Below are 21,871 nucleotides of genomic sequence, written 5' to 3'. Positions count from 1 at the left end.
AACCGGCAATGAACCAGATGCTGGCCTTTTGCTGAATTGTGCTTGGATCGGTGATGGCGGGCAATCAGTGTTTGCGCAATAACTCGGTAGGAACTGCCGAAGGCTGCGATCGGTCGATTTTGCTTCAGTTGGCTTTCGCCCAGCATTCAAATGGAAAAGATCGAACCTTGTGGCGGTGTCAGGCTGGCAAACGGATCCCGAACGTGTTGGCGCCCTGGTCGCTGTGTACAAAAACATCGCCACCATGCATCAGCGCGATGGCCTTGACGATGGCCAGCCCCAGCCCATGGTTGGCGCCACTGTTGCTGCGCGAGGCATCGACGCGATAGAAGCGTTCGAACAAGCGCGGCAGGTGCTCGCCGGCAATCGGGTCGCCGGGGTTGGTGACGGCGAGGCAGATCTGGTCGCCAACGGCTTCGATGCGCACCTCGATCACGTGCCCGGGCGCCGTGTGTTGCACGGCGTTGCTCAGCAAATTGATCAGCGCCCGACGCAGGTGGGCGATTTCGATGTTGGCCTGGGCGTCGCCGCTGACCCGGACCTGGACCTGGGCATCTTCCAGAATGAAGTCCAGGTAGTCGAGGGTGGTCGCCACTTCGCCGGCCAGGGACGTGCTGGTCAACTTGGTGGCCTTGCTGCCCTGGTCGGCGCTGGCCAGGAACAGCATGTCGTTGATGATCGAGCGCAGCCGCTCCAGCTCCTCGAGATTCGATTGCAGCACTTCGAAATAATGTTCGGCCGAGCGCCCTCGGGTCAGCGCCACCTGTGTCTGGCCGATCAGGTTGGTCAGGGGCGAGCGCAACTCGTGGGCGACGTCGGCATTGAACGACTCCAGCCGTGAGTAAGCCTGTTCGACCCGGTCCAGGGTGGCGTTGAAGGAACTGACGAACTGGCCCAGCTCCGGCGGCAAGGGCGACAGTTGCAAGCGCCCGGACAGGCGGGGTGGGGCCAGGCGCTGGGCTTCATCGGACAGCTTGATCAGCGGCTTGAGGCCGATGCGCGCGACCCAGTAGCCCAGCAGCGAAGCCAGGAGCACGCCGATAATCGCCAGGCTCACCAGCGCCACCAACAGGCGATGCTGGGTCTGGTAGAAGGTCTCGGTGTCGATGCCGATCATGAAACGCAGCGGCGGGCGTTGGTCCTTGGCCGGGAACTGGCTCACCAGTACTTTCATGGGGTAGTGCCGATGGGGCAATGTCAGGTCGCGCTTACCCAGGGCGCCTTGGGCAAAGGTGCGGATCTGCGCATCGGGATTGCCGTATTCAAAGCGTGGATCGTCGCTGACGATCCAGAAATGGATGCGCTTGTCTTCTTCGCCGAGCAATCGCAGCTTGTTGTTGATCTTCACCCAGTGTTCAGGCGTGCCATAGCGGCCGACGGTGGACTCCAGGACGCTGTAGCGGGCATCGAGCTCGGCTTCAGGCAGCAGGCCCAAGCCTTTGGCGACCTGTTGGTACAAGGCGCCCCCGATCAACAGGAACACCAGCGCCGCCACCAGCGTGAACAGGGCGCTCAGGCGCAGGGCGATGCTGTCAGGCAACTTCATTGCTGCGATTCTCCAGCACATAACCCATGCCGCGGATGGTGTGCAGCAGCTTCTGTTCGAATGGCCCGTCGAGCTTGGCCCGCAAGCGTTTGATCGCCACTTCCACCACGTTGGCGTCACTGTCGAAGTTGATGTCCCAGACCATCTCGGCAATGGCGGTTTTCGAGAGGATTTCGCCTTGGCGCCGGGCCAGGACGCTGAGCAGGGAGAACTCCTTGGCGGTCAGGTCCAGGCGCTGGCCGGCGCGCGTGGCCTTGCGGCTGATCAGGTCGATCCACAGGTCGGCGATGCTCACCTGAACCGGTTCGTGGCCGCCGCTGCGGCGGGTCAGGGCTTGCAGGCGGGCCACCAGCTCCAGGAACGAAAAGGGTTTGCCCAGGTAATCGTCAGCACCGTCGCGTAGCCCCTTGATGCGATCCTCGACCCGTTCCCGGGCGGTGAGCATGATCACCGGTGTCTGCTTGCGGGCGCGCAAGGCGCGGAGCACGCCGAAGCCGTCCAGGCCAGGCAGCATCACGTCGAGCACGATTACCGCATAGTCGGTTTCCAGGGCCAGGTGCAGTCCCTCGATACCGTCTGGCGCTACGTCCACGGTGTAGCCCTGTTCGGTCAGGCCGCGGTGCAGGTAGTCCGCGGTTTTTTCTTCGTCTTCGATGATCAGAACGCGCATGGCTCCGCCTCAATGATCCGTGCTTGCCAGCGCCACCGTCGGCGCCGATCCTGGCTGATGGGCGGGCCGATGGAACAGGCGCTCGAGCCACAAGTATATGACCGGTGTGGTGAACAGCGTCAGCGCCTGGCTCACCAATAGGCCGCCCACCACCGCGATGCCCAGCGGCTGGCGCAGTTCCGCGCCGGCGCCATAACCAAGCATCAGCGGCAGGGCGCCGAGCAGGGCGGCCAGGGTGGTCATCATGATCGGCCGGAAGCGTGTCAGGCACGCCTGGAAAATCGCCTCCTGGGGGGCCAGCCCTTTGTTGCGCTGGGCGTCGAGGGCAAAGTCGATCATCAGGATGCCGTTCTTCTTGACGATACCGATCAGCAACACCAGCCCGATCAGCGCCATGATCGAAAAGTCCTGGCCCAGCAGCCAGAGCATGATCAGCGCGCCGAGGCCGGCCGAGGGCAGGGTAGAGATGATCGTCAACGGGTGCACGAAACTCTCGTAGAGCACGCCGAGGATGATGTACACGGCCACCAGCGCGGCGAGGATCAGCCATGGCTGGCTCGCCAGCGAACTTTGGAAGGCCTGGGCCGCGCCCTGGAAATTGCCGGTGATGGCGGCCGGCATGCCGATTTCGTTTTTCGCCTGGTCGAGCAGGCGCACCGCGTCCCCCAGGGCTACGCCGGGCGCCAGGTTGAACGACAGGTTGGCGGCCGGGAACATGCCGTCGTGGGCAATGGACAAAGGGCCGTTGCTCGGCGCATCGAAGCGGGCCAGGGCCGAGAGCGGCACCATTTCTCCGCTCAGGGGCGAGCGCAGGTAGAAATACGCCAGGCTTTCGGCCTTGCCCCGTTGCGCGGTGTCGAGTTCCAGGATCACGTTGTACTGGTTGGTCTCGGTCTGGAATTCATTGATCTGCCGCTGGCCGAAGGCGTCGTACAGGGCCTGGTCGACATCGGTGGCGGTGAGGCCGAAACGCGCCGCCGCGCTGCGGTCGATGTTGATGTGGGTGATGCTGCCGCCCAGTTGCAGGTCGTTGGAGATGTCACGGAACGCCGGGTTGCCGCGCAGCTTGTCGGTGAGTTTTTGCGTCCAGGCGTTGAGGCTCGGCCCGTCGTTGCTCTTGAGCACGCACTGATATTGGGCGCGACTGGGACCGGAGCTGAGGTTGATGTCCTGTCCGGCCCTGAGGTACAGCACCACGCCGGGGATTTTCAGCAATTGCGGGCGGATCCGGTCGATGAAGCCGCTGGCCGACACGTCACGCTCGCCCCGGGGCTTGAGGGCGATCCAGAAGCGGCCGTTGGCGATGGTCTGGTTGTTGCCCGAGACGCCGACGGAATGGGAGAAGGTCTGCACCGCCGGGTCGGCGGCGACGATTTCGGCCAGGGCCTTGTGCTTGGCCACCATGTCCGGAAACGACACATCGGCGGCGGCTTCGCTGGTACCCAGCACCAGGCCGGTGTCCTGTACCGGGAAGAAACCCTTGGGAATGAACACGTAGCCCACCACCGCCAGTGCCAGGGTCAGGCCGAACACGCCGATCATCAGCTTCTGATGGGCCAGGGCCCGCCGCAGGCCGCGCTCATACCAGCCCAGCAGGCGTTCGCCGAACCCTGGTGCGCCGTGGGCGTGGTGCACCGGGGCGCGCATGAACAGCGCGGCCAGGGTCGGCGCCAATGTGAGGGACACCACCACCGAGATCAGGATGGTCGACGTGGCAGTCAGGGCAAATTCCTTGAACAGGCGCCCGACCACGCCCCCCATGAACAGCAGCGGAATGAACGCGGCGATCAGCGAGAAACTGATGGAGACCACGGTGAAGCCAATTTCGCCGGCCCCCTTGATCGCGGCCTCGCGCATGCCGTCGCCGGCCTCGAGGTGGCGGTGGATGTTCTCCACCACCACAATCGCATCGTCCACCACGAACCCCACCGAGATGACGATCGCCACCAGGGTCAGGTTGTTCAGGCTGAAGCCCATCACGTACATCAGCGCGAAACTGGCGATCAGCGACACCCCCAGCACCGCCGAGACGATCAAGGTCGCCGAGAGCTGGCGCAGGAACAGCGCCATCACCGCCACCACCAGCAGCACGGCGATCAGCAAGGTGATCTCCACCTCATGCAGCGAGGCGCGGATGGTCTGGGTGCGGTCGATCAGCACCTTGACCTGCACCGCCGCGGGCAGCATGGCTTGCAGGGTTGGCAGGGCCGCCTGGATGCGGTCGACGGTCTCGACGATGTTCGCCCCCGGTTGCCGGAAAATCACCAGGTTGACCCCCGGCTCGTTGTCGGACCAGGCCTGGACGTAAGCGTTTTCCGAGCCGTTGACGACCTTGGCGATGTCCTTGAGATGAACCGGTGCCCCGTCCCGGTAGGACACGATCAGCTCGCCGTACTCGGCAGGCTGGAACAACTGGTCGTTGGTGGACAGGGTGGAAATGCTCGAGTCGCCGTACAGGGCGCCCTTGGCCAGGTTGAGGCTGGCCTGCTGGAGCGCCAGGCGGATGTCGGCCAGGGTCAGGCCGATGGCGGCGAGTCGGTCAGCCGAGGCCTGGACCCGGATCGCCGGACGTTGCTGGCCAGTAATGTAGATTTGTCCTACGCCATCGATCTGGCTGATCTGGCGGGAGAGCAGGGTTTCGACGTAGTCGCTCAGCTCGGTGCCGGGCATCAGGCTGGAGCTGATGCTGAGGATCAGCACCGGGCTGTCGGCGGGGTTGACCTTGCGCCAGGTCGGCAGGTTCGGCATGTCGTTGGGCAGCTTGCCGGCGGCGGTATTGATCGCCGCCTGCACTTCCTGGGCGGCGGTGTCGATGCTTTTATCGAGGCTGAACTGCAGGATCAGGTTGGTCGAGCCCAGGGCGCTGCTGGACGTCATCTGGGTGATGCCGGGAATGGCACTGAATTGCACTTCCAACGGCGTCGCCACCGACGACGCCATGGTTTCCGGGCTGGCCCCGGGCAACTGGGCGTTCACCTGGATGGTCGGGAATTCCGCCTCCGGCAACGGCGCGACGGGCAGGCGAGGAAACGCGATCACCCCCAGCAGTACCAAGGCAAACGTCAGCAGCACCGTGGCGATGGGGTGGTCGATGCACCAGGCCGAAATCGAGCCGCGGCCCTTCATGGTTGCGGCTCCGCAGTCTTGGCCAGGGCGGGCGGATCACTGAGCACCTGGATGTGGCTGCCCGGCTTGAGCCGCGACTGACCGTCGCTGACCAGTTGGTCGCCGGCGTTGACCCCCTTGATGATGTGCAGGTCGCTGTCCTGGTAGACCATCACCACCGGCACGCTCTCGACCTTGTCGCCCTTGATCCGATACACGAAGTGTTGCTCCAGCCCGCGCTGGACCACGGTGGGCGGTACCACCAGGGCGTCCTTGTCGATGGCGGTCTGGATTTTCAGCGTCACCAGTTGCCCCGGCCACAACCGTTGCGCGGCGTTGTTGAACTCGGCCTTGGCCCGCAGGGTTCCGGTGTTGGCGTTGATCTGGTTGTCGATGAGGCTCAGGCGTCCCTCGCCGAGCAGCTCCCCGGTGGTGCCATCGGCACCGATGTAAGCCTTGACCAAGGCTTGCTCGGGGGCGGCGATCAACCGTTGCAAGGTGGGCAGCATTTGCTGGGGCAGGGAGAACTCCACCGCGATCGGGTCGATCTGGGTCACCGTGAACAGGCCTTCGGCGTCGCTGGTGCGCAGGAAGTTGCCTTCGTCCACGTTGCGAATGCCGACGCGACCGCTCACGGGGGAGCGGATCTGGGTGTAGGACAGTTGCACCTGCGCCGAGTCGATGGCCGCCTGGTTGCCCTGGGCGGTCGCCTTGAGCTGGTTGACCAGCGCCTGTTGCTGGTCGTAGGTCTGCTTCGAGACACCGTCATCGACACTCAGCAACTTGTAGCGCTTGAGGTTGACCTGGGCCACCGCCAGTTGCGCCTGGCTCTCGCCGAGCTGGGCCCGGGCCTGGTCGAGGCTGGCGCGGATCGAACGGTCGTCGATGGTCGCCAGCAGATCACCCTTCTTGACCAGTTGTCCTTCCTTGACCAGCAACCGGGTGAGGATGCCGTCGATCTGCGGCCGGATCACCACGCTGTGCAGCGACAGCACCGTGCCGATGCCACTGGCAAAGCGCGGGACATCCTGTTGCACAACGCTGACGGTCCGCACCGGAACGGCGGTGGGCGCGCCGGGCTTGGCGGTCACGGGCTTGAGCACAAACCAGAGGACGAGGGCCGCCAGGGCGACCAACAGCACGACAAGCAGGACAGTTTTCTTCTGGATGCGCATGGATAGAAAGGGCCGGTTCGGGACGCAGGAGTTTGAGCTTTCTTATATAGCGTTACGAGCCGGTCAGGAAGGTGACGGCTAACTGACAGGCTTGTCAGTTTTGTCCTGGCTTGCTGTCAGATGAATGGATGTGCGGATGAAACTGCCCTGCGCGCTGGGATATCGGGCAGGTATACTGCCGCCTTTCGCGGCTCGCCTACCGAGCCCGGCATACTGAATTGTGGCGAGGGAGCTTGCTCCCGCTTGAGTGCGAAGCGCTCACAGGGATGGGGCCGCTTCGCAGCCCAGCGGGAGCAAGCTCCCTCGCCACGGGTTGTTGTCCTACTCAAGTGAATAATTCAAATGACTTCCTCAATACCATCGCCTGCGGACGAAGGCTCGCAAGGCGAACCGTCTGGCCAGACGGACAGCGATGTTTCCAACAGCGAGGACGTCAAAGCGGCGATCCCAGCCTTCAAATTCCCGTTCAAACCCGGTGAACTGGCGGCGGCCAAGGGCGCCGGGCAACAGCCTTGGTACAAGAACGGCGCGAAGAATGGCCATACCAAGACCCCGGGCGCCGCGCCTCCCGGCACGCGCCGCTCCATGGGCAAGCGCTGAATTCATCCTTCACGCACGGGCACGACTTCAGTTCGCGCCCCGTGTGCCTGCCAGGCTGCCACTCAATTCGTAAGCCGTCAGTTCAGCCTGGTGCGCCGCAAGGATTTCCGGCAACGAGCCGCGCAGGTATTCGACCCAGGTCTTGATCTTCGCATCCAGGTACTGGCGCGAGGGGTAGATGGCGTAGAGGTTCAGTTCCTGGGAGCGGTAGTTGGGCATGACCCGCACCAGCGTGCCGTTGCGCAAGCCTTCGATGGCGGCATACACCGGCAGCACCCCCACGCCCATGCCGCTGGTGATTGCGGTTTTCATCGCATCGGCGGAATTCACCAGGAACGGTGAGCTGTTGATGGTGACCATCTCCTGGCCTTCCGGGCCGTCGAACACCCATTTTTCCAGCGGGATGACCGGGCTGACCAGGCGCAGGCAGGCGTGGTTGAGCAGGTCGCTGGGTTTCTGCGGGCAGCCGCTGGCTTTCACGTAGGCGGGTGACGCGCAGACGATGCTGTAGGTGATCCCCAGGCGTTGGGAGACGAAGCCCGAATCCGGCAGTTCACTGGCGAGCACGATGGAGACGTCGTAGCCCTCGTCGAGGATGTCCGGCACCCGGTTGGCCAGGGTCAGGTCGAAGGTCACGTCCGGATGGGTCTTGCGGTAGCGGGCGATGGCGTCGATTACGAAATGCTGGCCGATGCCGGTCATGGTGTGGACCTTCAACTGCCCGGCCGGTCGCGCATGGGCATCGCTGGCCTCGGCTTCCGCTTCTTCCACGTAAGCCAGGATCTGTTCGCAACGCAGCAAGTAGCGTTTACCCGCCTCGGTCAACGCAATGCGCCGAGTGGTGCGGTTGAGCAGACGGGTTTGCAGGTGGGCTTCCAGGTTGGAAACCGCACGCGAGACGTTGGCTGTGGTGGTGTCCAGTTGCACGGCGGCGGCGGTGAAACTGCCGGCTTCGGCCACACAACTGAACGCGCGCATGTTTTGCAAGGTGTCCATGGAGGGCTCTCTTGGGAGGTGGCAAATTGTGACATGAAGTTACAGAGCTGCGGGACCCGACTAATGGATTATCGCGTTAACGGTAACAAAGATTCGCAGAAAGGTCGGCTTATCGCCGGGGAGGGCGGTGCCTAGAATTGCCGCCAATCCTGGACCTGTTGATTGCTGCGGGAGCGCTTTTGTGGGAGCCGAGCTTGCTCGCGATGAACGATGACGCGGTCTTGCAGTTTAAACCGTGTCGTCCCCATCGCGAGCAAGCTCGGCTCCCAAAAAGGCTCGCTCCCACAGGTTTTGCGTTAACAGGCAGCCATCCTCGTCGTCATGCCCTTTCAGGAATTTTGCGCCAGTGCCGCGTTGCATCAGCAGAGAGCTGAAGACTCTCAGTGTTTGGGTTCTGACATTAACCATCAGCGGTTGCATCGGCACAGGCGGCATTGCGCCGCAAGGCCAGGTATTGCCGGCCGACCAACTGGCGACCGATGCCGCCATCCGCGAGGCCGCCCGCGACGCCCGCTGGCCCACCCGCCAGTGGTGGCAAGCCTATGGCGATCGGCAACTGGATCGCTGGATCGACCTGGCCGTGCAGGGCAGCCCGAGCCTGGCCATGGCCGCCGCCCGGGTGCGCCAGGCCAAGGCCATGGCCGGTGTTGCCGAGGCCGCCGAGTCGCTGCAGGTCAATGGTGAGTCGACCCTCAAGCGCCATGACTGGCCCACCGATCAGTTCTACGGCCCGGGCGAGTTGGCCGACACCACGACCTGGGACAACAATGCTTCCCTGGGTTTGAGTTATGCCTTGGACCTTTGGGGCCGTGAGCGTAATGCCAGCGAACGGGCGGTTGACCTGGCCCACGTCAGCGTCGCTGAAGCACGCCAGGCGCAACTGGAATTGCAGAACAACATCGTGCGCGCCTACATCCAGTTTTCGTTGCACTACGCCCAGCGCGATATCGTCGCCGCGACCCTGCATCAGCAACAGCAGATTCTCGACCTGGCGAAAAAGCGCCTGGACGGCGGCATAGGCACTCAGTTCGAAGTCAGCCAGGCCCAGGCGCCACTGCCCGAGACCCATCGCCAACTCGACGCCTTGGACGAAGCCATCGCCTTGAGCCGCAATCAGTTGGCGGCGCTGGCGGGAAAAGGGCCGGGCGCGGGCGCGCAGTTGCAACGCCCGACCCTGGCTCTCGGCGCCCCCTTGAAGCTGCCGTCGGCCTTGCCCGCCGAACTGCTTGGCCAGCGGCCGGATGTGGTGGCCGGGCGCTGGCAAGTGGCGGCCCAGGCCCGGGGCATCGAGGTGGCCCGGGCCGGTTTTTATCCCAACGTCGACCTGGTGGGGAGCCTCGGCTACATGGCCACCGGCGGCGGGGCGCTGGAGTTCTTGACCGGCAAGAAGCTCAGCTACAACGTCGGGCCGGCGATCACCTTGCCGATCTTCGACGGTGGGCGCTTGCGTGCGCAGTTGGGCGAAGCCGCGGCCGGTTATGACATCGCCGTGGCGCACTACAACCAGACGTTGGTGAATGCCCTCAAGGGTATTTCCGATCAGTTGATCCGCCGCCAGTCCCTGGATAAACAGCAGGATTTCGCCGCCGAGTCGGAGGCTGCGGCCCAGCGCACCTACGACATCGCAATGGTGGCGTTCCAGCGCGGGCTCACCGATTACCTCAACGTGCTCAATGCCCAAAGCCTGTTGTTCAAGCAGCAACAGGTGCAACAGCAGGTGCAGGCGGCCCGGTTGAGTGCCCATGCCGATTTGGTGACGGCGCTGGGCGGTGGACTGGAGGCTGTAGGAGCTGTCGAGTGCAACGAGGCTGCGATCTTTCCCCCGACACTTGAGTCCCCAGCGAAAAGATCAAAAGATCGCAGCCTTCAGCAGCTCCTACACAGCTCCGACAAGGCACAACCCAAGCGGGAGCAAGCTCCCTCGCCACAATGTTGAGTAGGCTTTTTGGGATGTCTTTCCTTGCCCCCGTGCGCCGACTTCACCGCCTCGAATGGCGCCGTGGTTTCTTCGACTGGGCTCGCAGCGACGGGGTGACCTGGGTCTATATCTTCAAGGTCCTGTTCGCCGCGTTCCTGACCTTGTGGCTGGCGATGCGCCTGGAGCTGCCGCAACCACGTACGGCCATGATCACCGTGTTCATCGTCATGCAGCCCCAGAGCGGGCAGGTGTTCGCCAAGAGTTTCTATCGCTTGCTCGGTACCCTGGCCGGCTCGGCGGTGATGGTGGCGTTGATCGCTTTGTTTGCCCAGCACACCGAACCGTTTCTCGCGTGCCTGGCGATCTGGGTTGGCCTCTGTTCGGCGGGAGCGGCGCGTTATCGCAACTTCCGCGCCTATGGTTTCGTGCTGGCCGGCTACACTGCGGCGATGATCGGCCTGCCGGCCCTGGCTCATCCGGACGGTGCCTTCATGGCGGCGGTCTGGCGGGTGCTGGAAATTTCCTTGGGGATTCTCTGCGCCACCGTTGTCAGCGCCGCGATCCTGCCGCAAACCGCCAGTGCCGCCATGCGCAATGCCTTGTACCAGCGCTTCGGGGTGTTCGCCCTGTTCGTCACCGATGGTCTGCGTGGGCGTAGCCAGCGGGAGGCCTTCGAAGCGCGCAATGTGGGTTTCATTGCCGAAGCGGTGGGCCTGGAAAGCCTGCGCAGCGTGACCGTGTTCGAAGACCCGCACATGCGTCGGCGCAATGGCCGGCTCAGTCGCTTGAACAGCGAATTCATGGGCATCACCACCCGCTTCAACGCCTTGCACCAGTTGCTTGAGCGCCTGCGCAGCAGCGCGGCGGATCACGTGGTCAACGCGATCAAGCCTGGCCTGCAAACCCTCGCCGAACTGCTCGACGGTTTCAGCGGCCGCGCCCTGACCGACGTCGATGCGGCCCGTCTGGCGGCGGCGCTGGCCGAGTACAAGGCCGACTTGCCGGCCCTGGTGCGGCGATTGCGGGTGTTGTTTCAAGACACCGCGCCGAGCGATGAGCAACTGCTGGATTTCCACACCGCCTACGAACTGCTTTATCGCTTCGTCGATGACCTGCATGGCTACGCCCAGACCCACGCGTCCCTGGCCGAACATCGCCACGAACGCGAGCGCTGGGACGAACCGTTCGTGCCACAGACCAACTGGCTGGCCGCCACGGCATCGGGTGTTCGCGCCGCCTTCATCCTGGTGCTGCTGGGCAGCTACTGGGTCGCCACGGCCTGGCCGAGCGGCGCGACCATGACGATGATCGCCGCCGCCACCGTGGGCTTGTCGGCCGCGACGCCAAATCCCAAGCGCATGGCCTTCCAGATGGCCTGCGGCACGTTGTTCGGGGCGTTGATAGGTTTTGTCGAGATGTTCTTCGTCTTCCCGTTGATCGACGGTTTCCCGCTGCTTTGTGTGATGCTCGCACCGGTGATCATGTTGGGCTCGTTCCTCAGTTCACGCCCCCAGTACGCCGGGGTTGGGCTGGGGCTGCTGATCTTTTTCTGCACCGGCTCGGTGCCGGACAACCTGACAGTCTATAACCCCTACGTCTTCATCAACGACTACATCGCGATGATCCTCGGCATGCTGGTGTGCGCCGCCGCCGGGGCGATCATCCTGCCGCCTAACAGCCGCTGGCTGTGGCGCCGACTGGAACAGGACCTGCGCGAGCAAGTGGTGTTTGCCATCAGCGGCAAGCTCAAGGGCTTGGCCTCGGGTTTCGAAAGCCGTACCCGCGACTTGCTGCATCAGGCCTACGGGCTGGCGGCGGGACAGCCTCGGGTGCAACGGGACCTGCTGCGCTGGATGTTCGTGGTGCTGGAAGTCGGCCACGCGATTATCGAGTTGCGCAAGGAACAGGCGATCCTGCCGGTGCACCCGGCGTATGCCGAGAGCCAGCCGTGGCGCCAGGCGATCCGGGGAATGGGGCGGGCGTTGGTGCGGCTGTTCCGTCAACCGAACCCGAGCAATCTGGAGCGTGCCCTGGTGGCAGTGGACCATGCCATCGGCCGCGTGCAGGCCACGGACGAACCCTTCGCCCCGCATTTCGATACCTCGGCCCTGCGTCGGGTGAAAAGCTACCTGCACTTTATCCGCACCTCTTTGCTGGACCCGCAATCGCCCTTGGCCGGCTATGTCATACCGCATGCCATGCCGCGTGCCACACCGCTTCCCCAGGAACCTGAACATGCCCCGTGAGATCGCCTTCCATGGCGTGTACATGCCCACCATGACCCTGATGTTCTTCATCGCCGCCGGCCTGGCCTGGGCCTTGGACCGCTTCCTGTCGGGGCTGGACCTGTACCGCTTCTTCTGGCACCCGGCGTTGTTGCGCCTGAGTCTGTTCACCTGTCTGTTCGGCGCGTTGGCGCTGACGGTCTACCGTTGAGATCGATGCGATGAAAAAGTTTTTCAGCCTGCTGGCGACGCTGTTGGTACTGGCCCTGGCGCTGTGGATCGGCCGTACGCTGTGGGTCCATTACATGAACACACCTTGGACGCGTGATGGCCGGGTGCGGGCCGACATCATCAATGTCGCCGCCGATGTCAGCGGCGAAGTGGTCGAGGTGCCGGTACGCGACAACCAACGGGTGAAAAAGGGGGAGCTGCTGATGCGCATCGACCCCGCGCATTACCGCATCGCCGTGAAACAGGCCCGCTCCTTGGTGGCGTCACGCAAGGCCACTTGGGAAATGCGCAAGGTCAACGCCCATCGGCGTGCCGACCTGGACAGCCTGGTGATCTCCCGGGAAAACCGCGACGACGCCAGCAACATCGCCGACTCGGCCCTGGCCGATTACCAGCAGGCCCAGGCGCAATTGGAAGCCGCGGAGTTGAACCTGTCACGCACCGACGTGCGCGCGGCGGTGGATGGCTACGTCACCAACCTCAACGTGCACCGCGGCGACTATGCACGCATCGGCGAGGCGAAGATGGCCGTGGTCGACATGAATTCGTTCTGGGTTTATGGCTTCTTCGAAGAAACCAAATTGCCCAAGGTGCGGATCGGCGATTCAGCGCAGTTGCAGTTGATGAGCGGTGAGGTGCTCAAGGGCCATGTGGACAGCATCTCCCGTGGCATCTACGACCGGGATAACCCCGAAAGCCGTGAGTTGATCGCCGACGTGAACCCGACCTTCAATTGGGTGCGCCTGGCCCAGCGGGTGCCGGTGCGTATTCATCTGGATGAAGTGCCGGAAGGCCTGCTGCTGGCGGCGGGGATGACCTGCACGGTGGTGGTGGAACCCCACGGCAAGCGCTGAGGCATTGCATCATTTGTGGGGGTGATGGCGAGATTTGATAGACACCACAGATCCCCTGTGGGAGCGAGCCTGCTCGCGATAGCGGTGAGTCAGTCGACACACATGCTGGATGAACCGACGCCTTCGCGAGCAGGCTCGCTCCCACAGGAGTTGAAGTTCAGCCTCACCACAACAGCAAAAAGCCCAATTGCATTGATTACAGCGATTTCCCCAACCCAAACCGCTTCATCAACCCCTTCTCCAGCAATCCCTTGGGCAGCCACCCGGCCATCATCGGCAACGCCCGGCTGCCATTGCCCAGTCGCAGCAGGCGGGGTGGCTTGGGTTGTTGTACGGCCTTGAGCAGCGCGGCGGCGAATTCGTGGGCCGGCGTCGGGTTGTCCTGGGAGGCCTTGGCCCGGGCGCGGATGCCCTCGCGCAAGGGCCACCAAGGCGATTGTTCGCTGATCAATTGTTCGGCTTCGTGGCCGGCATTCTTGGCGAAGCTGGAGGCGATCGCGCCAGGCTGGACCTCCAACACGCGGATGCCGAACGGCGCCAGCTCCATGCGCAAGGCATCGCTCAGGGCATGCACCGCCGCCTTCGAGGCGCAGTAGGCGCCGGCAAACGGCGTGACCAGCACCCCGGACACGCTGCCGATGTTCACCACCAGCCCCCGGGCTCGACGCAGTACCGGAAACAGCGCCCGGGTGACCCCGACGATGGCGAACACGTTGGTTTCGAACTGACGTTGCATGGCCGGCACGCCGCCATCCAGCAGCGGGCCCATGGCGCCGTAGCCGGCATTGTTGACCAGTACATCCAGGCCACCCTGCTGCTGGTTGATCCGTTCGCTCAACCGCTCCAGCGCCTGGCCGTCGTTGACGTCCAGTTGCACGGCGGTGAACCCGGCCGTGGCGAGTGTCGCCACGTCCTCAGCCTTGCGCGCCGTGGCCCAGACCTGATAACCCGCGGCCTTGAAGGCCTCTGCGAGGGCGCGGCCAATGCCGCTGGAACATCCGGTGATCAACGCAACAGGCATGGCGCGTTCCTTGTGCAAAAAAGGGGGGAGGCAATCAGTTGGAGAAGCTGCCGTGCAAGCGCTCGGCGCGAAACTCCAGGGTTTGCGGGCGATAACCCGGACGCAGGGGCGGCAGGGGCAGGCAGTCCTGCCAGTCGGCGCCGGCCTGCAATTCGCCAGGGCCACGGTAGCGTGGTGCGTCGTAGGGGCTGTCGGCCAGGTTGATGGTGTCGCCCGGTGCATAGGCCGCGACCCGCCAGCGCAGTTCGAGCAGCGGCACGTCGTTGTTGTTCTTCAGGGTCAGTGACAGCGGTCGGTCGGCGGGGCACTGTCCGGGGGCATAGCTGATGCGCAGTTCCAGGCGCTCCAGTTGCCGGGTCTCGCGACTTTCCTGCCAGAGCACCCACACAGCGACCAGTCCCAGCCCGATGAACGCCGCGAGGGAGACCGGCAAGGCCTTGGCCGGGTAGCGCAACAGCAGGATGAGCCAAGTGATAACGAGGAGCACGCCAATGAGCATGGATCAAAACTCCGTGAAGTCGTGGCGACCATCCTATCGAAGAGACGCTTGAATGGACATCCGCAGGACAGGGAGTGGTCCCGTTGGTCAGCACTGTAATTTCTGACAGTTGCCGTGGGACGGCCCTGCGTTTGAAATAGCCCCTGAATAAATGGACGGCGTTGCTGCGCCCCACGCGCCAGCCGAAACAGGGGAGCTCTGATGAAGTTCATCCTGATGCAGGTGTTATGCATTCTGGTCACCGGATGCCTGCACCGCTCAACCAGTCATGTGTCCGACCCTTCAAGCCTCGCGCAGCTGGAGCAAGACGGGACCGCTACCGCATCGGCGCTGGCGGCGCGTTATGCCGACACTCGCATCAACTGCGGCAGTGCCTCCACGCCAGCGTTTCTCTGCTCCGGGATTGTGTTCAGGGGGACGATTCACTCGACCGACTACAACGCCTGGAATCCCAGTCCCATTGCCGAGGAAAAAGGAGCCGTATCATTCTCATACCTGCGGCAGGATTCGCAGTTCCGGCAGATCGACTCCACGTACGATCACGGCTTCATTTTCTATCCGGTTCTGGACATGCCAGCCGACAAGCGCAAGATTGAAATTCTCTGCGTGTTCCCCATCGATGGCGCCACTCTCGACCGGGACAATCCGGGGTGTGGCGCTCACCGCAGCTACCCGCAGCAGAGCCGGCGCTGTCAATCGCAGGGCATTACCTCAGCAGAGCAGTGGCTGGCCCACACGAACCAACCAGGTGTGGTCCAGAGTTACTACCAATGCAGCTTCGATGTACGTGACCAGATGAATGACGCGGCAGCCGACTCGTTCCATCAAGCCCTTCGTGCCATGCAACTGCACAATGCTGTTGCGTTCCACAGCCGCAATGAACTGATGCTTGCCACCTGGCCGCGGGATATTGCCCCGCAGTTGCCGATCCAGGCGTTCTACTACGTAGGGAATGGCTTGAGATTCGCCCAATATGACCAACAGGATTTCTATGAACACAGCGGTCTTTGGCGGCCCATCATACGTATCGACTTGCCTGCGACCCCGGCGCACAAGGCTTCGTTTTCGTTCGATCCGAGGGATCAGGTATTTGACGAGCGCAGCAAAATCCTGCGCGTCAGTTCCCTGACCGCCTCGCCTCGGGGCGACACTTTTACATTCGCGGCTGACAGCGGCTTTCCCTACACCGGATTCAGCGGAGGACGGCTGGTTCTCAATGTCATCGGTGGGACGCCGCCGTATGCCTTCAGCAGTGCCGACCCGCAACAGATGCCCATCGATCCCGGCACCGGTGAGATTACCCTCAGGGGCTATACACAGGGGACGTTCACCATCAGGGACGCACGCCAGCAGAGCGCGCAATACACCCTGCCCAAGCCAAGGTTATGGTTTACCGCGCTGGCCTGTCATATGAATTGGAGCGCGGCCTACAACTACTCGATCAGCCATGGCGCAGCCTTGTCCCAGGCGTATGAACTGGGCAACGGTTACCTGCTTCGCTACCCCGGCGCGTTGTATCCCGAGTGGGGCGATATGGTGCGGGGGTATGGCTGGCCCATCGGTGCTTTCGATGCCGACCAGAATTTCGATCCCCGGGTTTCCGATTACTGGACGGCACAGGCGCATCACTCGGGCAACTATTACACGTTGATGATCGACCACGGGACCGTCTATTCCCGACCTGCCGACTGGAGGCTCTGCTCGGTGGCCGTTCTGCGCACGCCTTGAGCCGAGCCCATCGAGTCCCCGGTCCAGGGCCAGCGGTGCCGCGGTATGCCGTCGGTCGCCACTGTCATATCTGACAGTTGGCAGCCTTGCAGACCCGTTGGTTAGATGGACCGCGATACCCTGGCACTACACGGGACTCCTACAGATGGGCATGGATTATCGAACGCCGACGTTGGTAGCCGTCGACTCGCGCAGTAGGCCGGTTCGTTCGGTCGATTACTGCCGCAGCCTGGAGAACGACCTGGCGCAGCGGCGTATCAACCGCAGCCTCTTTGACCTCGCCGGGCGCGCGGTGAAACAGTGGGATCCACGGTTGTGGGCCATGCAGGACAGTGACGAATCGGCGCCCACCAACCTTTCGGCGATTTATTCGTTGTCCGGCGTCACGCTGCGCGCAGACGGCGTCGATGCCGGCCGGCAGATCGATCTGCCGGGTCTCGCCGAGGAAGGACTGCAGGGCTGGGACAGTCGAGGGACACAGCGCGATGTGCTCTATGACGAATCGCTTCGCCCCGTGGCGGTGTTCGAGCAGGGCGACGGGCAGCCGCGCCGATGTACCGAGCGCCTGGCTTACGGTGACCCGGGCCACGGCGATCAGGACCACAACCAGTATGGCCAACTGATCCGTCACGACGACACGGCGGGTACGTTGTTACTGGCGTCGTTTGCCTTGACCGGGCAAAACCTCATGCAGAACCGCCGTTACCTGCTCGATGCGGCTTTGCCCGATTGGCCGGAGCCGGAATCCGATCGCGAACAACTCCTTGAACCTGGAAGCGCTGCCGTTTCGACGTGGCGTGTTGGGCCGCTGAGCGATGTGCTGGAGCGAGTCGACGCCCGGGGCAATCGACAACGTCAACGCCTCACGCTCGATGGCCGGCTGTCCGGCAGCCAACTGCTATTGGCGGGGCAGGGCGATTGGCAGAGGCTGGTGAGCGATGTTCGCTACGATGCCCTTGGGCAGATCGAGGGGGAAACCGCTGGCAACGGCGTGCAAACCACCCTTGTCTACAGCCCAGCAGACGGGCGCCTGGCGGAGCGCCAAGCCGTGCGTGCCGGCCAGGTACTGCAACACTTGCGCTACGTTTATGACCCGATGGGCAATGTGTTGAGCATCGAGGACGCCGCCCTGGCGGTCCGCTACTTTGCCAACCAGCGCATCGACCCGATCAGCCGCTTTGTCTACGACAGTCTCTATCAACTGATCAAAGCCACCGGCTGGGAGGCGGGCTCGGCGAACCAAGGGCCCGACTCGCTGGGGCACAACGACCCGGCGGCGGTCAGCAATTACCAGCAGACCTACCGCTATGACGAAGGCGGCAATCTGTTGGCGCTGGTTCACGTAGGGGCACAAAGTCATGGTCGGGACATCCAAGCGGCTCGCTATAGCAATCGCTGCCTGCCGTACCGCAATGGCGTGCCGCCCACCGAGGACGAAATCGCCGCGGCGTTCGATGCTCGGGGCAATGGCCTGGAACTGGACGCGGGCCGGTTCCTGGCCTGGGACCTGCGCAACCAGTTGGGTTCGGTCACGCCCATCGAGCGCGCCTCGGAACTCAACGACCGCGAGGCATACGTCTACGACAGCGGCGGACAACGTGTGCGCAAGCTGCGCACGCTGCAGACCGGCACCCGTACGCTGACCGCCGAGGTGCGCTATCTGCCGGGGCTGGAGCTGCGTGCCGACAGCGGCACGGGTGAGGCGCTACAGGTGGTCATCGCCGAAGGCGGGCTCAGCGATGTCCGGGTGTTGCATTGGGAAAGCGCACCGCCGACCGGGGAAAACGATGGCTACCGATTCAGCATGGCCGATCATCTGGGCTCGGTCTGCATGGAGCTTGCCCTGGACGGGCGGATCATCAGCCGTGAGCATTTTTATCCGTTTGGCGAAACAGCTTCCCTGGCAGGAGATGATGCGATCGAGGTGGGTTACAAGACGGTTCGTTATTCGGGCAAGGAGCGGGATGCCACGGGGCTTTATTACTACGGGTTCAGGTATTACACGCCTTGGCTGCAACGATGGATGAATCCGGATCCGGCGGGGGCGGTTGATGGTTTGAACAGGTATCGGATGGTCAGAAATAACCCGGTGGGTTGGTTTGATGATGACGGGCTCATGCCGGTGGAAACGGGCAATGGAGCCGTTGCATCGGGGGTAGCGAAAAAAAGATCCGTCAGCGCTCTCAGGAGCCGTTTCGAAAGCCAAACAGCAGAGGCTCCCCCACCCGCCACTTATGCGAATCTCAAGAGCCGTTTCGAAAGCCGAACAGCAGTGGGTCCTCCACCCGCCACTTTTGCCAATACCCCTGAGAAGGGGGAAAATGGCAGCACATCAACACTCCCGACAGGAATTGCTTTCCGTCCACTTGAGTTTACGGAGTCGGGCGAGGAAGCGCTTTCAACCAGCGACGTTTCGATGAGTTTCAAGCCGGCGAAAATCATGCGAAATGGATTGGAGGTGTCTGTGGAGCGTCTGGTCGTGACTTTTAAGAAAAAGTTCGATCTGGTCGAAGGAAAAAGCCTGCCTGAATGGCCACGAGGGTACGAGTTGTTACCGAGCCAAGACTGGGCAAATGAATCAGGCATCAAGGAGTATGAAAAATTTCACGTATTGGAAGGTGCGGAACGTGAGCGTGCGGTTGCTTTAATCAAGGCCAAGGATCAAGCAGCGCTCAAGGTCGGCTTGGGAACTCCGACTTACGCATACGATAGCGAGGCAAAAATCATTACCCTGAAAGATGGCCATCATCGCTTTATCGCGGCGGCGAGATTGGGCCGGACCATTGAGCTGGACAGCTCCCGTGTGCTTACGTCCAAGCTTAAGTGGAAGAATCTCAAATTCAGTGCCAAGCAGCCCTTGAAAGTCTGACTTGAAGAAGGGTCCAGCCCACTGCGGATAGGGGACGCAGTGGGCTGGATGAGACTTCTTTTCTGCTGATCGTTACTGCGCGATGGTCTTCACCGACACGCCGCGTTCGATCGGGGTGGAGCGACCGTAGATATCTTCGAAACGCTCGATGTCGTCTTCGCCCAGGTAGCTGCCGGACTGCACTTCGATGATTTCCAGCGGGATCTTGCCCGGGTTGCGCAGGCGGTGGACCGACGCGATCGGGATGTAGGTCGACTGGTTTTCGCAGAGCAGGAACACGTTCTCGTCGCAGGTCACCTCAGCGGTGCCGCTGACCACGATCCAGTGTTCGGCACGGTGGTGGTGCATCTGCAGCGACAGGCATGCGCCCGGCTTGACCGAGATGTGCTTGACCTGGAAGCGCCCGCCCATGTCCACCGAGTCATAGGAACCCCACGGACGATAGACCTCGCAGTGGTTCTGGGTCTCGGTACGACCCTGTGCGTTGAGGGTGTTGACCATCTGTTTCACGCCTTGGACCTTGTCCTTGTGGGCGATCATCATGGCGTCCTTGGTTTCGACCACCACGATGTTTTCCAGGCCGATCACCGACACCAGTTTGCCGTTGCCGTGGATCATGCAGTTGCGGCTGTCCTGGACGACTACATCGCCCTTGGTGACGTTGCCGTTGCTGTCTTTTTCGTTGACTTCCCACAGCGACGCCCAGCAGCCGACATCACTCCAGCCGGCCGACAGCGGTACGACGCAGGCACGCTGGGTCTTTTCCATCACGGCGTAGTCGATGGAGTTGTCCGGGCAGCAGGCGAAGGTGGCTTCGTCGAAGGTGATGGTGTCGGCCGTCTGCTCACTGCGCTCCAGGGTCAGCAGGCAGGTGTCGTAGATGTCCGGATCGTGCTTTTTCAGCTCCTCGAGGAAGCGGCTGGCGCGGAACAGGAACATGCCGCTGTTCCAGAAATAACCGCCGGCCTCGACGAACTCGGTGGCCCGCTTGACGTCGGGTTTTTCGACGAAGTGCGAGACGCGGCTCACGCCCTCGGGCAGCAGCGCATCGTTGGTCGACTTGATGTAGCCGTAGCCGGTTTCCGGCTTGGTGGCCGGGACGCCGAACAGCACCATTTCGCCACGCTCGGCGGCCACGGTGGCCAGGGCCAGGGCGCGTTGCAGGGCTTTCTGGTCGTCGATCACGTGGTCGGCCGGCAGCACCAGCATCAACTCGTCGCGGCCTTCATTGACCAGCATCATCGCGGTCAGCGCCACGGCCGGTGCGGTGTTGCGCCCGAACGGTTCCATCAGGATACGTTGGGTTTCGAGCTTACGGGCGCTCAGTTGCTCGTTGACGATGAAACGGTGGTCTTTGTTGCAGACCACGATCGGCGTGTCCATGCCTTCGAACACCAGGCGCTCGAGGGTCTGCTGGAACAGGGTGTGTTCACCGGTCAGGGCCAGGAACTGTTTAGGGAATTGCTTGCGCGAAAGCGGCCAAAGACGTGAGCCACTACCACCTGACAAGATCACCGGAATCATGTTTGTTACTCCTTGAAGCGAAATGGTTGTTAGAGCTACTGCGTTCTGTCGTTTCACTCTCTTGTTGTTGTTCCGTACCCGAATGGCTGACCTTTGCTGTAGGAGCTGACGAGTGAAGCGAGGCTGCGATCTTTCCCCTAACACTTGAATCCCAAGTGAAAGATCAAGATCAAAAGATCGCAGCCTGCGGCAGCTCCTACACAAATAGGCGTTCAGCCCTCAGGTGAATTCATCAGCGGGTCGACACTGGGCGTTTCACCCAGACTGGCGACAGGCTGCTGCCCGAGCCGGTCACGTACAGCACGGCCGCTTCGCCGCGCTCCAGGGCCACAGGCTTGAGGTCGCCGACTTTCTTGTCGCCTTCGAACAGGGCCAGGGACACTTTCACCGGGTTGATCTCACGTTCGCCACGGCCCTTGGCGGCCACGTTCGGCACCACTTCGGTCTTGCCGTCGGCGGTCTTGAGGGTCAGTGCCTTGTCGCTGAGGTTCTGTACGCGGACCAGGGACTTCTGCTTGTTCTTGAACGGTGGTTCTTCGATCAGTTGCGGCTGGCCGGTGGCGTTGTTGACCAGGGTGTAATAGTGATCGGAGGCCAGTTTCACCGGCACGGTCTGGCTGCCGACCTTGGCGCTGTAGTCGCCACCGGGCATGAAGCTGAAGTCGCTGCTGGCCAGGGGGGCTACGTCGCTGATGTTGGTGCTGCCGACGGTGGCGCTGACTTCGGCGTTGCTGGCGTTGTACACCCGCACGAAGCTCGAGCCTTTTGGCGCGGTTGGGCCATACAGGGCCGAGTCACCGGCAAAGGCGGACAGGGACAGGGCGCTCATGCTGGCGACGAGGGCAACGGCCTTGAAGGAGCGAGCAGCGAGACGGCGAGGAGTAGTGTTGAAAGTCATGGTGGACCTCTC

At 62.7% G+C, this 21,871-nt stretch carries 16 protein-coding genes; 7 read left to right on the top strand and 9 right to left on the bottom strand.

Annotated features, from left to right (window positions below; all coding sequences use genetic code 11):
- Positions 1-178 precede the first annotated feature (178 nt).
- Genes AD659_RS21650 through AD659_RS21635 form a run of 4 tightly spaced genes read right to left on the bottom strand, consistent with a single transcriptional unit; the run spans position 179 to position 6,496 of the window.
- Complete coding sequence (locus tag AD659_RS21650) at positions 179-1,546, bottom strand: heavy metal sensor histidine kinase (RefSeq protein WP_053124952.1); 1,368 nt, start codon at positions 1,544-1,546, stop codon at positions 179-181.
- Complete coding sequence (locus tag AD659_RS21645) at positions 1,533-2,216, bottom strand: heavy metal response regulator transcription factor (RefSeq protein WP_053124950.1); 684 nt, start codon at positions 2,214-2,216, stop codon at positions 1,533-1,535. The genes AD659_RS21650 and AD659_RS21645 overlap by 14 nt, the downstream gene beginning before the upstream one ends.
- A gap of 9 nt (positions 2,217-2,225) precedes the next feature.
- Positions 2,226-5,342, bottom strand: coding sequence for a multidrug efflux RND transporter permease subunit (locus tag AD659_RS21640; RefSeq protein ID WP_053124948.1), 3,117 nt, complete (start codon positions 5,340-5,342; stop codon positions 2,226-2,228).
- The gene (locus AD659_RS21635; protein ID WP_053124946.1) at positions 5,339-6,496 is read right to left on the bottom strand and encodes an efflux RND transporter periplasmic adaptor subunit; all 1,158 of its coding nucleotides are present in this window, start codon (positions 6,494-6,496) and stop codon (positions 5,339-5,341) included. Before AD659_RS21635 ends, AD659_RS21640 begins: the two co-directional genes overlap by 4 nt.
- 342 nt (positions 6,497-6,838) lie before the next feature.
- Here AD659_RS21635 and AD659_RS21630 point away from each other — a divergent pair, with 342 nt between their 5' ends.
- Positions 6,839-7,096: a hypothetical protein gene (locus tag AD659_RS21630; RefSeq protein ID WP_053124944.1), complete on the top strand. Its 258-nt coding sequence runs from the start codon at positions 6,839-6,841 to the stop codon at positions 7,094-7,096.
- 27 nt (positions 7,097-7,123) lie between these two features.
- Here AD659_RS21630 and AD659_RS21625 read toward each other — a convergent pair whose 3' ends face one another.
- The gene (locus AD659_RS21625; RefSeq protein WP_053124942.1) at positions 7,124-8,092 is read right to left on the bottom strand and encodes a LysR family transcriptional regulator; all 969 of its coding nucleotides are present in this window, start codon (positions 8,090-8,092) and stop codon (positions 7,124-7,126) included.
- 346 nt (positions 8,093-8,438) lie between these two features.
- Between AD659_RS21625 and AD659_RS21620 the strand changes: the two genes are divergently transcribed.
- From AD659_RS21620 to AD659_RS21605, 4 genes are read left to right on the top strand one after another with little or no spacing between them, the layout of a single operon-like run.
- Positions 8,439-10,028: an efflux transporter outer membrane subunit gene (locus tag AD659_RS21620; protein WP_231987649.1), complete on the top strand. Its 1,590-nt coding sequence runs from the start codon at positions 8,439-8,441 to the stop codon at positions 10,026-10,028.
- A 14-nt stretch (positions 10,029-10,042) separates the two neighbouring features.
- On the top strand, positions 10,043-12,256 hold the full coding sequence (locus AD659_RS21615) for an FUSC family protein (RefSeq protein WP_053124940.1): 2,214 nt from the start codon (positions 10,043-10,045) through the stop codon (positions 12,254-12,256).
- Complete coding sequence (locus tag AD659_RS21610; protein WP_003205331.1) at positions 12,246-12,446, top strand: DUF1656 domain-containing protein; 201 nt, start codon at positions 12,246-12,248, stop codon at positions 12,444-12,446. The genes AD659_RS21615 and AD659_RS21610 overlap by 11 nt, the downstream gene beginning before the upstream one ends.
- Positions 12,447-12,456: 10 nt before the next feature.
- On the top strand, positions 12,457-13,320 hold the full coding sequence (locus tag AD659_RS21605) for an efflux RND transporter periplasmic adaptor subunit (RefSeq protein WP_053124938.1): 864 nt from the start codon (positions 12,457-12,459) through the stop codon (positions 13,318-13,320).
- A gap of 196 nt (positions 13,321-13,516) precedes the next feature.
- Here the strand turns inward: AD659_RS21605 and AD659_RS21600 are convergent, their stop codons facing one another.
- Complete coding sequence (locus AD659_RS21600; RefSeq protein WP_053124936.1) at positions 13,517-14,341, bottom strand: SDR family oxidoreductase; 825 nt, start codon at positions 14,339-14,341, stop codon at positions 13,517-13,519.
- A gap of 34 nt (positions 14,342-14,375) precedes the next feature.
- Complete coding sequence (locus AD659_RS21595) at positions 14,376-14,840, bottom strand: hypothetical protein (RefSeq protein WP_053124934.1); 465 nt, start codon at positions 14,838-14,840, stop codon at positions 14,376-14,378.
- Positions 14,841-15,041: 201 nt separating this feature from the next.
- Between AD659_RS21595 and AD659_RS30080 the strand changes: the two genes are divergently transcribed.
- Together AD659_RS30080 and AD659_RS21585 are read left to right on the top strand one after the other, a co-directional pair.
- Positions 15,042-16,568, top strand: a complete 1,527-nt coding sequence (locus tag AD659_RS30080; protein WP_063680151.1) for a hypothetical protein — start codon at positions 15,042-15,044, stop codon at positions 16,566-16,568.
- 145 nt (positions 16,569-16,713) lie between these two features.
- Entirely contained in the window at positions 16,714-19,437 is a 2,724-nt protein-coding gene (locus AD659_RS21585) for an RHS repeat domain-containing protein (RefSeq protein WP_053124932.1), read from the top strand.
- Positions 19,438-19,509: 72 nt separating this feature from the next.
- Here the strand turns inward: AD659_RS21585 and AD659_RS21580 are convergent, their stop codons facing one another.
- The gene (locus AD659_RS21580) at positions 19,510-20,961 is read right to left on the bottom strand and encodes a mannose-1-phosphate guanylyltransferase/mannose-6-phosphate isomerase (protein WP_014340047.1); all 1,452 of its coding nucleotides are present in this window, start codon (positions 20,959-20,961) and stop codon (positions 19,510-19,512) included.
- A 232-nt stretch (positions 20,962-21,193) separates the two neighbouring features.
- A complete protein-coding gene (locus tag AD659_RS21575; RefSeq protein WP_053124930.1) occupies positions 21,194-21,859 on the bottom strand; it encodes an alginate O-acetyltransferase AlgF in 666 nt (221 codons plus the stop codon).
- Positions 21,860-21,871: the final 12 nt, after the last annotated feature.

This window comes from Pseudomonas thivervalensis (genome assembly GCF_001269655.1).
GTDB lineage: Bacteria > Pseudomonadota > Gammaproteobacteria > Pseudomonadales > Pseudomonadaceae > Aquipseudomonas > Aquipseudomonas thivervalensis.
The sequence above is the reverse complement of the archived record's forward strand: the minus strand, read 5'-3'. Positions and strand labels throughout refer to the sequence as shown.

Excerpts from the sequence above, each read along its gene's own strand:
- AD659_RS21650 (WP_053124952.1), bottom strand. The coding sequence starts at position 1,546 with ATGAAGTTGCCTGACAGCATCGCCCTGCGCCTGAGCGCCCTGTTCACG.
- AD659_RS21645 (WP_053124950.1), bottom strand. The coding sequence starts at position 2,216 with ATGCGCGTTCTGATCATCGAAGACGAAGAAAAAACCGCGGACTACCTG.
- AD659_RS21640 (WP_053124948.1), bottom strand. The coding sequence starts at position 5,342 with ATGAAGGGCCGCGGCTCGATTTCGGCCTGGTGCATCGACCACCCCATC.
- AD659_RS21635 (WP_053124946.1), bottom strand. The coding sequence starts at position 6,496 with ATGCGCATCCAGAAGAAAACTGTCCTGCTTGTCGTGCTGTTGGTCGCC.
- AD659_RS21630 (WP_053124944.1), top strand. The coding sequence starts at position 6,839 with ATGACTTCCTCAATACCATCGCCTGCGGACGAAGGCTCGCAAGGCGAA.
- AD659_RS21625 (WP_053124942.1), bottom strand. The coding sequence starts at position 8,092 with ATGGACACCTTGCAAAACATGCGCGCGTTCAGTTGTGTGGCCGAAGCC.
- AD659_RS21615 (WP_053124940.1), top strand. The coding sequence starts at position 10,043 with ATGTCTTTCCTTGCCCCCGTGCGCCGACTTCACCGCCTCGAATGGCGC.
- AD659_RS21610 (WP_003205331.1), top strand. The coding sequence starts at position 12,246 with ATGCCCCGTGAGATCGCCTTCCATGGCGTGTACATGCCCACCATGACC.
- AD659_RS21605 (WP_053124938.1), top strand. The coding sequence starts at position 12,457 with ATGAAAAAGTTTTTCAGCCTGCTGGCGACGCTGTTGGTACTGGCCCTG.
- AD659_RS21600 (WP_053124936.1), bottom strand. The coding sequence starts at position 14,341 with ATGCCTGTTGCGTTGATCACCGGATGTTCCAGCGGCATTGGCCGCGCC.
- AD659_RS21595 (WP_053124934.1), bottom strand. The coding sequence starts at position 14,840 with ATGCTCATTGGCGTGCTCCTCGTTATCACTTGGCTCATCCTGCTGTTG.
- AD659_RS30080 (WP_063680151.1), top strand. The coding sequence starts at position 15,042 with ATGAAGTTCATCCTGATGCAGGTGTTATGCATTCTGGTCACCGGATGC.
- AD659_RS21585 (WP_053124932.1), top strand. The coding sequence starts at position 16,714 with ATGGGCATGGATTATCGAACGCCGACGTTGGTAGCCGTCGACTCGCGC.
- AD659_RS21580 (WP_014340047.1), bottom strand. The coding sequence starts at position 20,961 with ATGATTCCGGTGATCTTGTCAGGTGGTAGTGGCTCACGTCTTTGGCCG.
- AD659_RS21575 (WP_053124930.1), bottom strand. The coding sequence starts at position 21,859 with ATGACTTTCAACACTACTCCTCGCCGTCTCGCTGCTCGCTCCTTCAAG.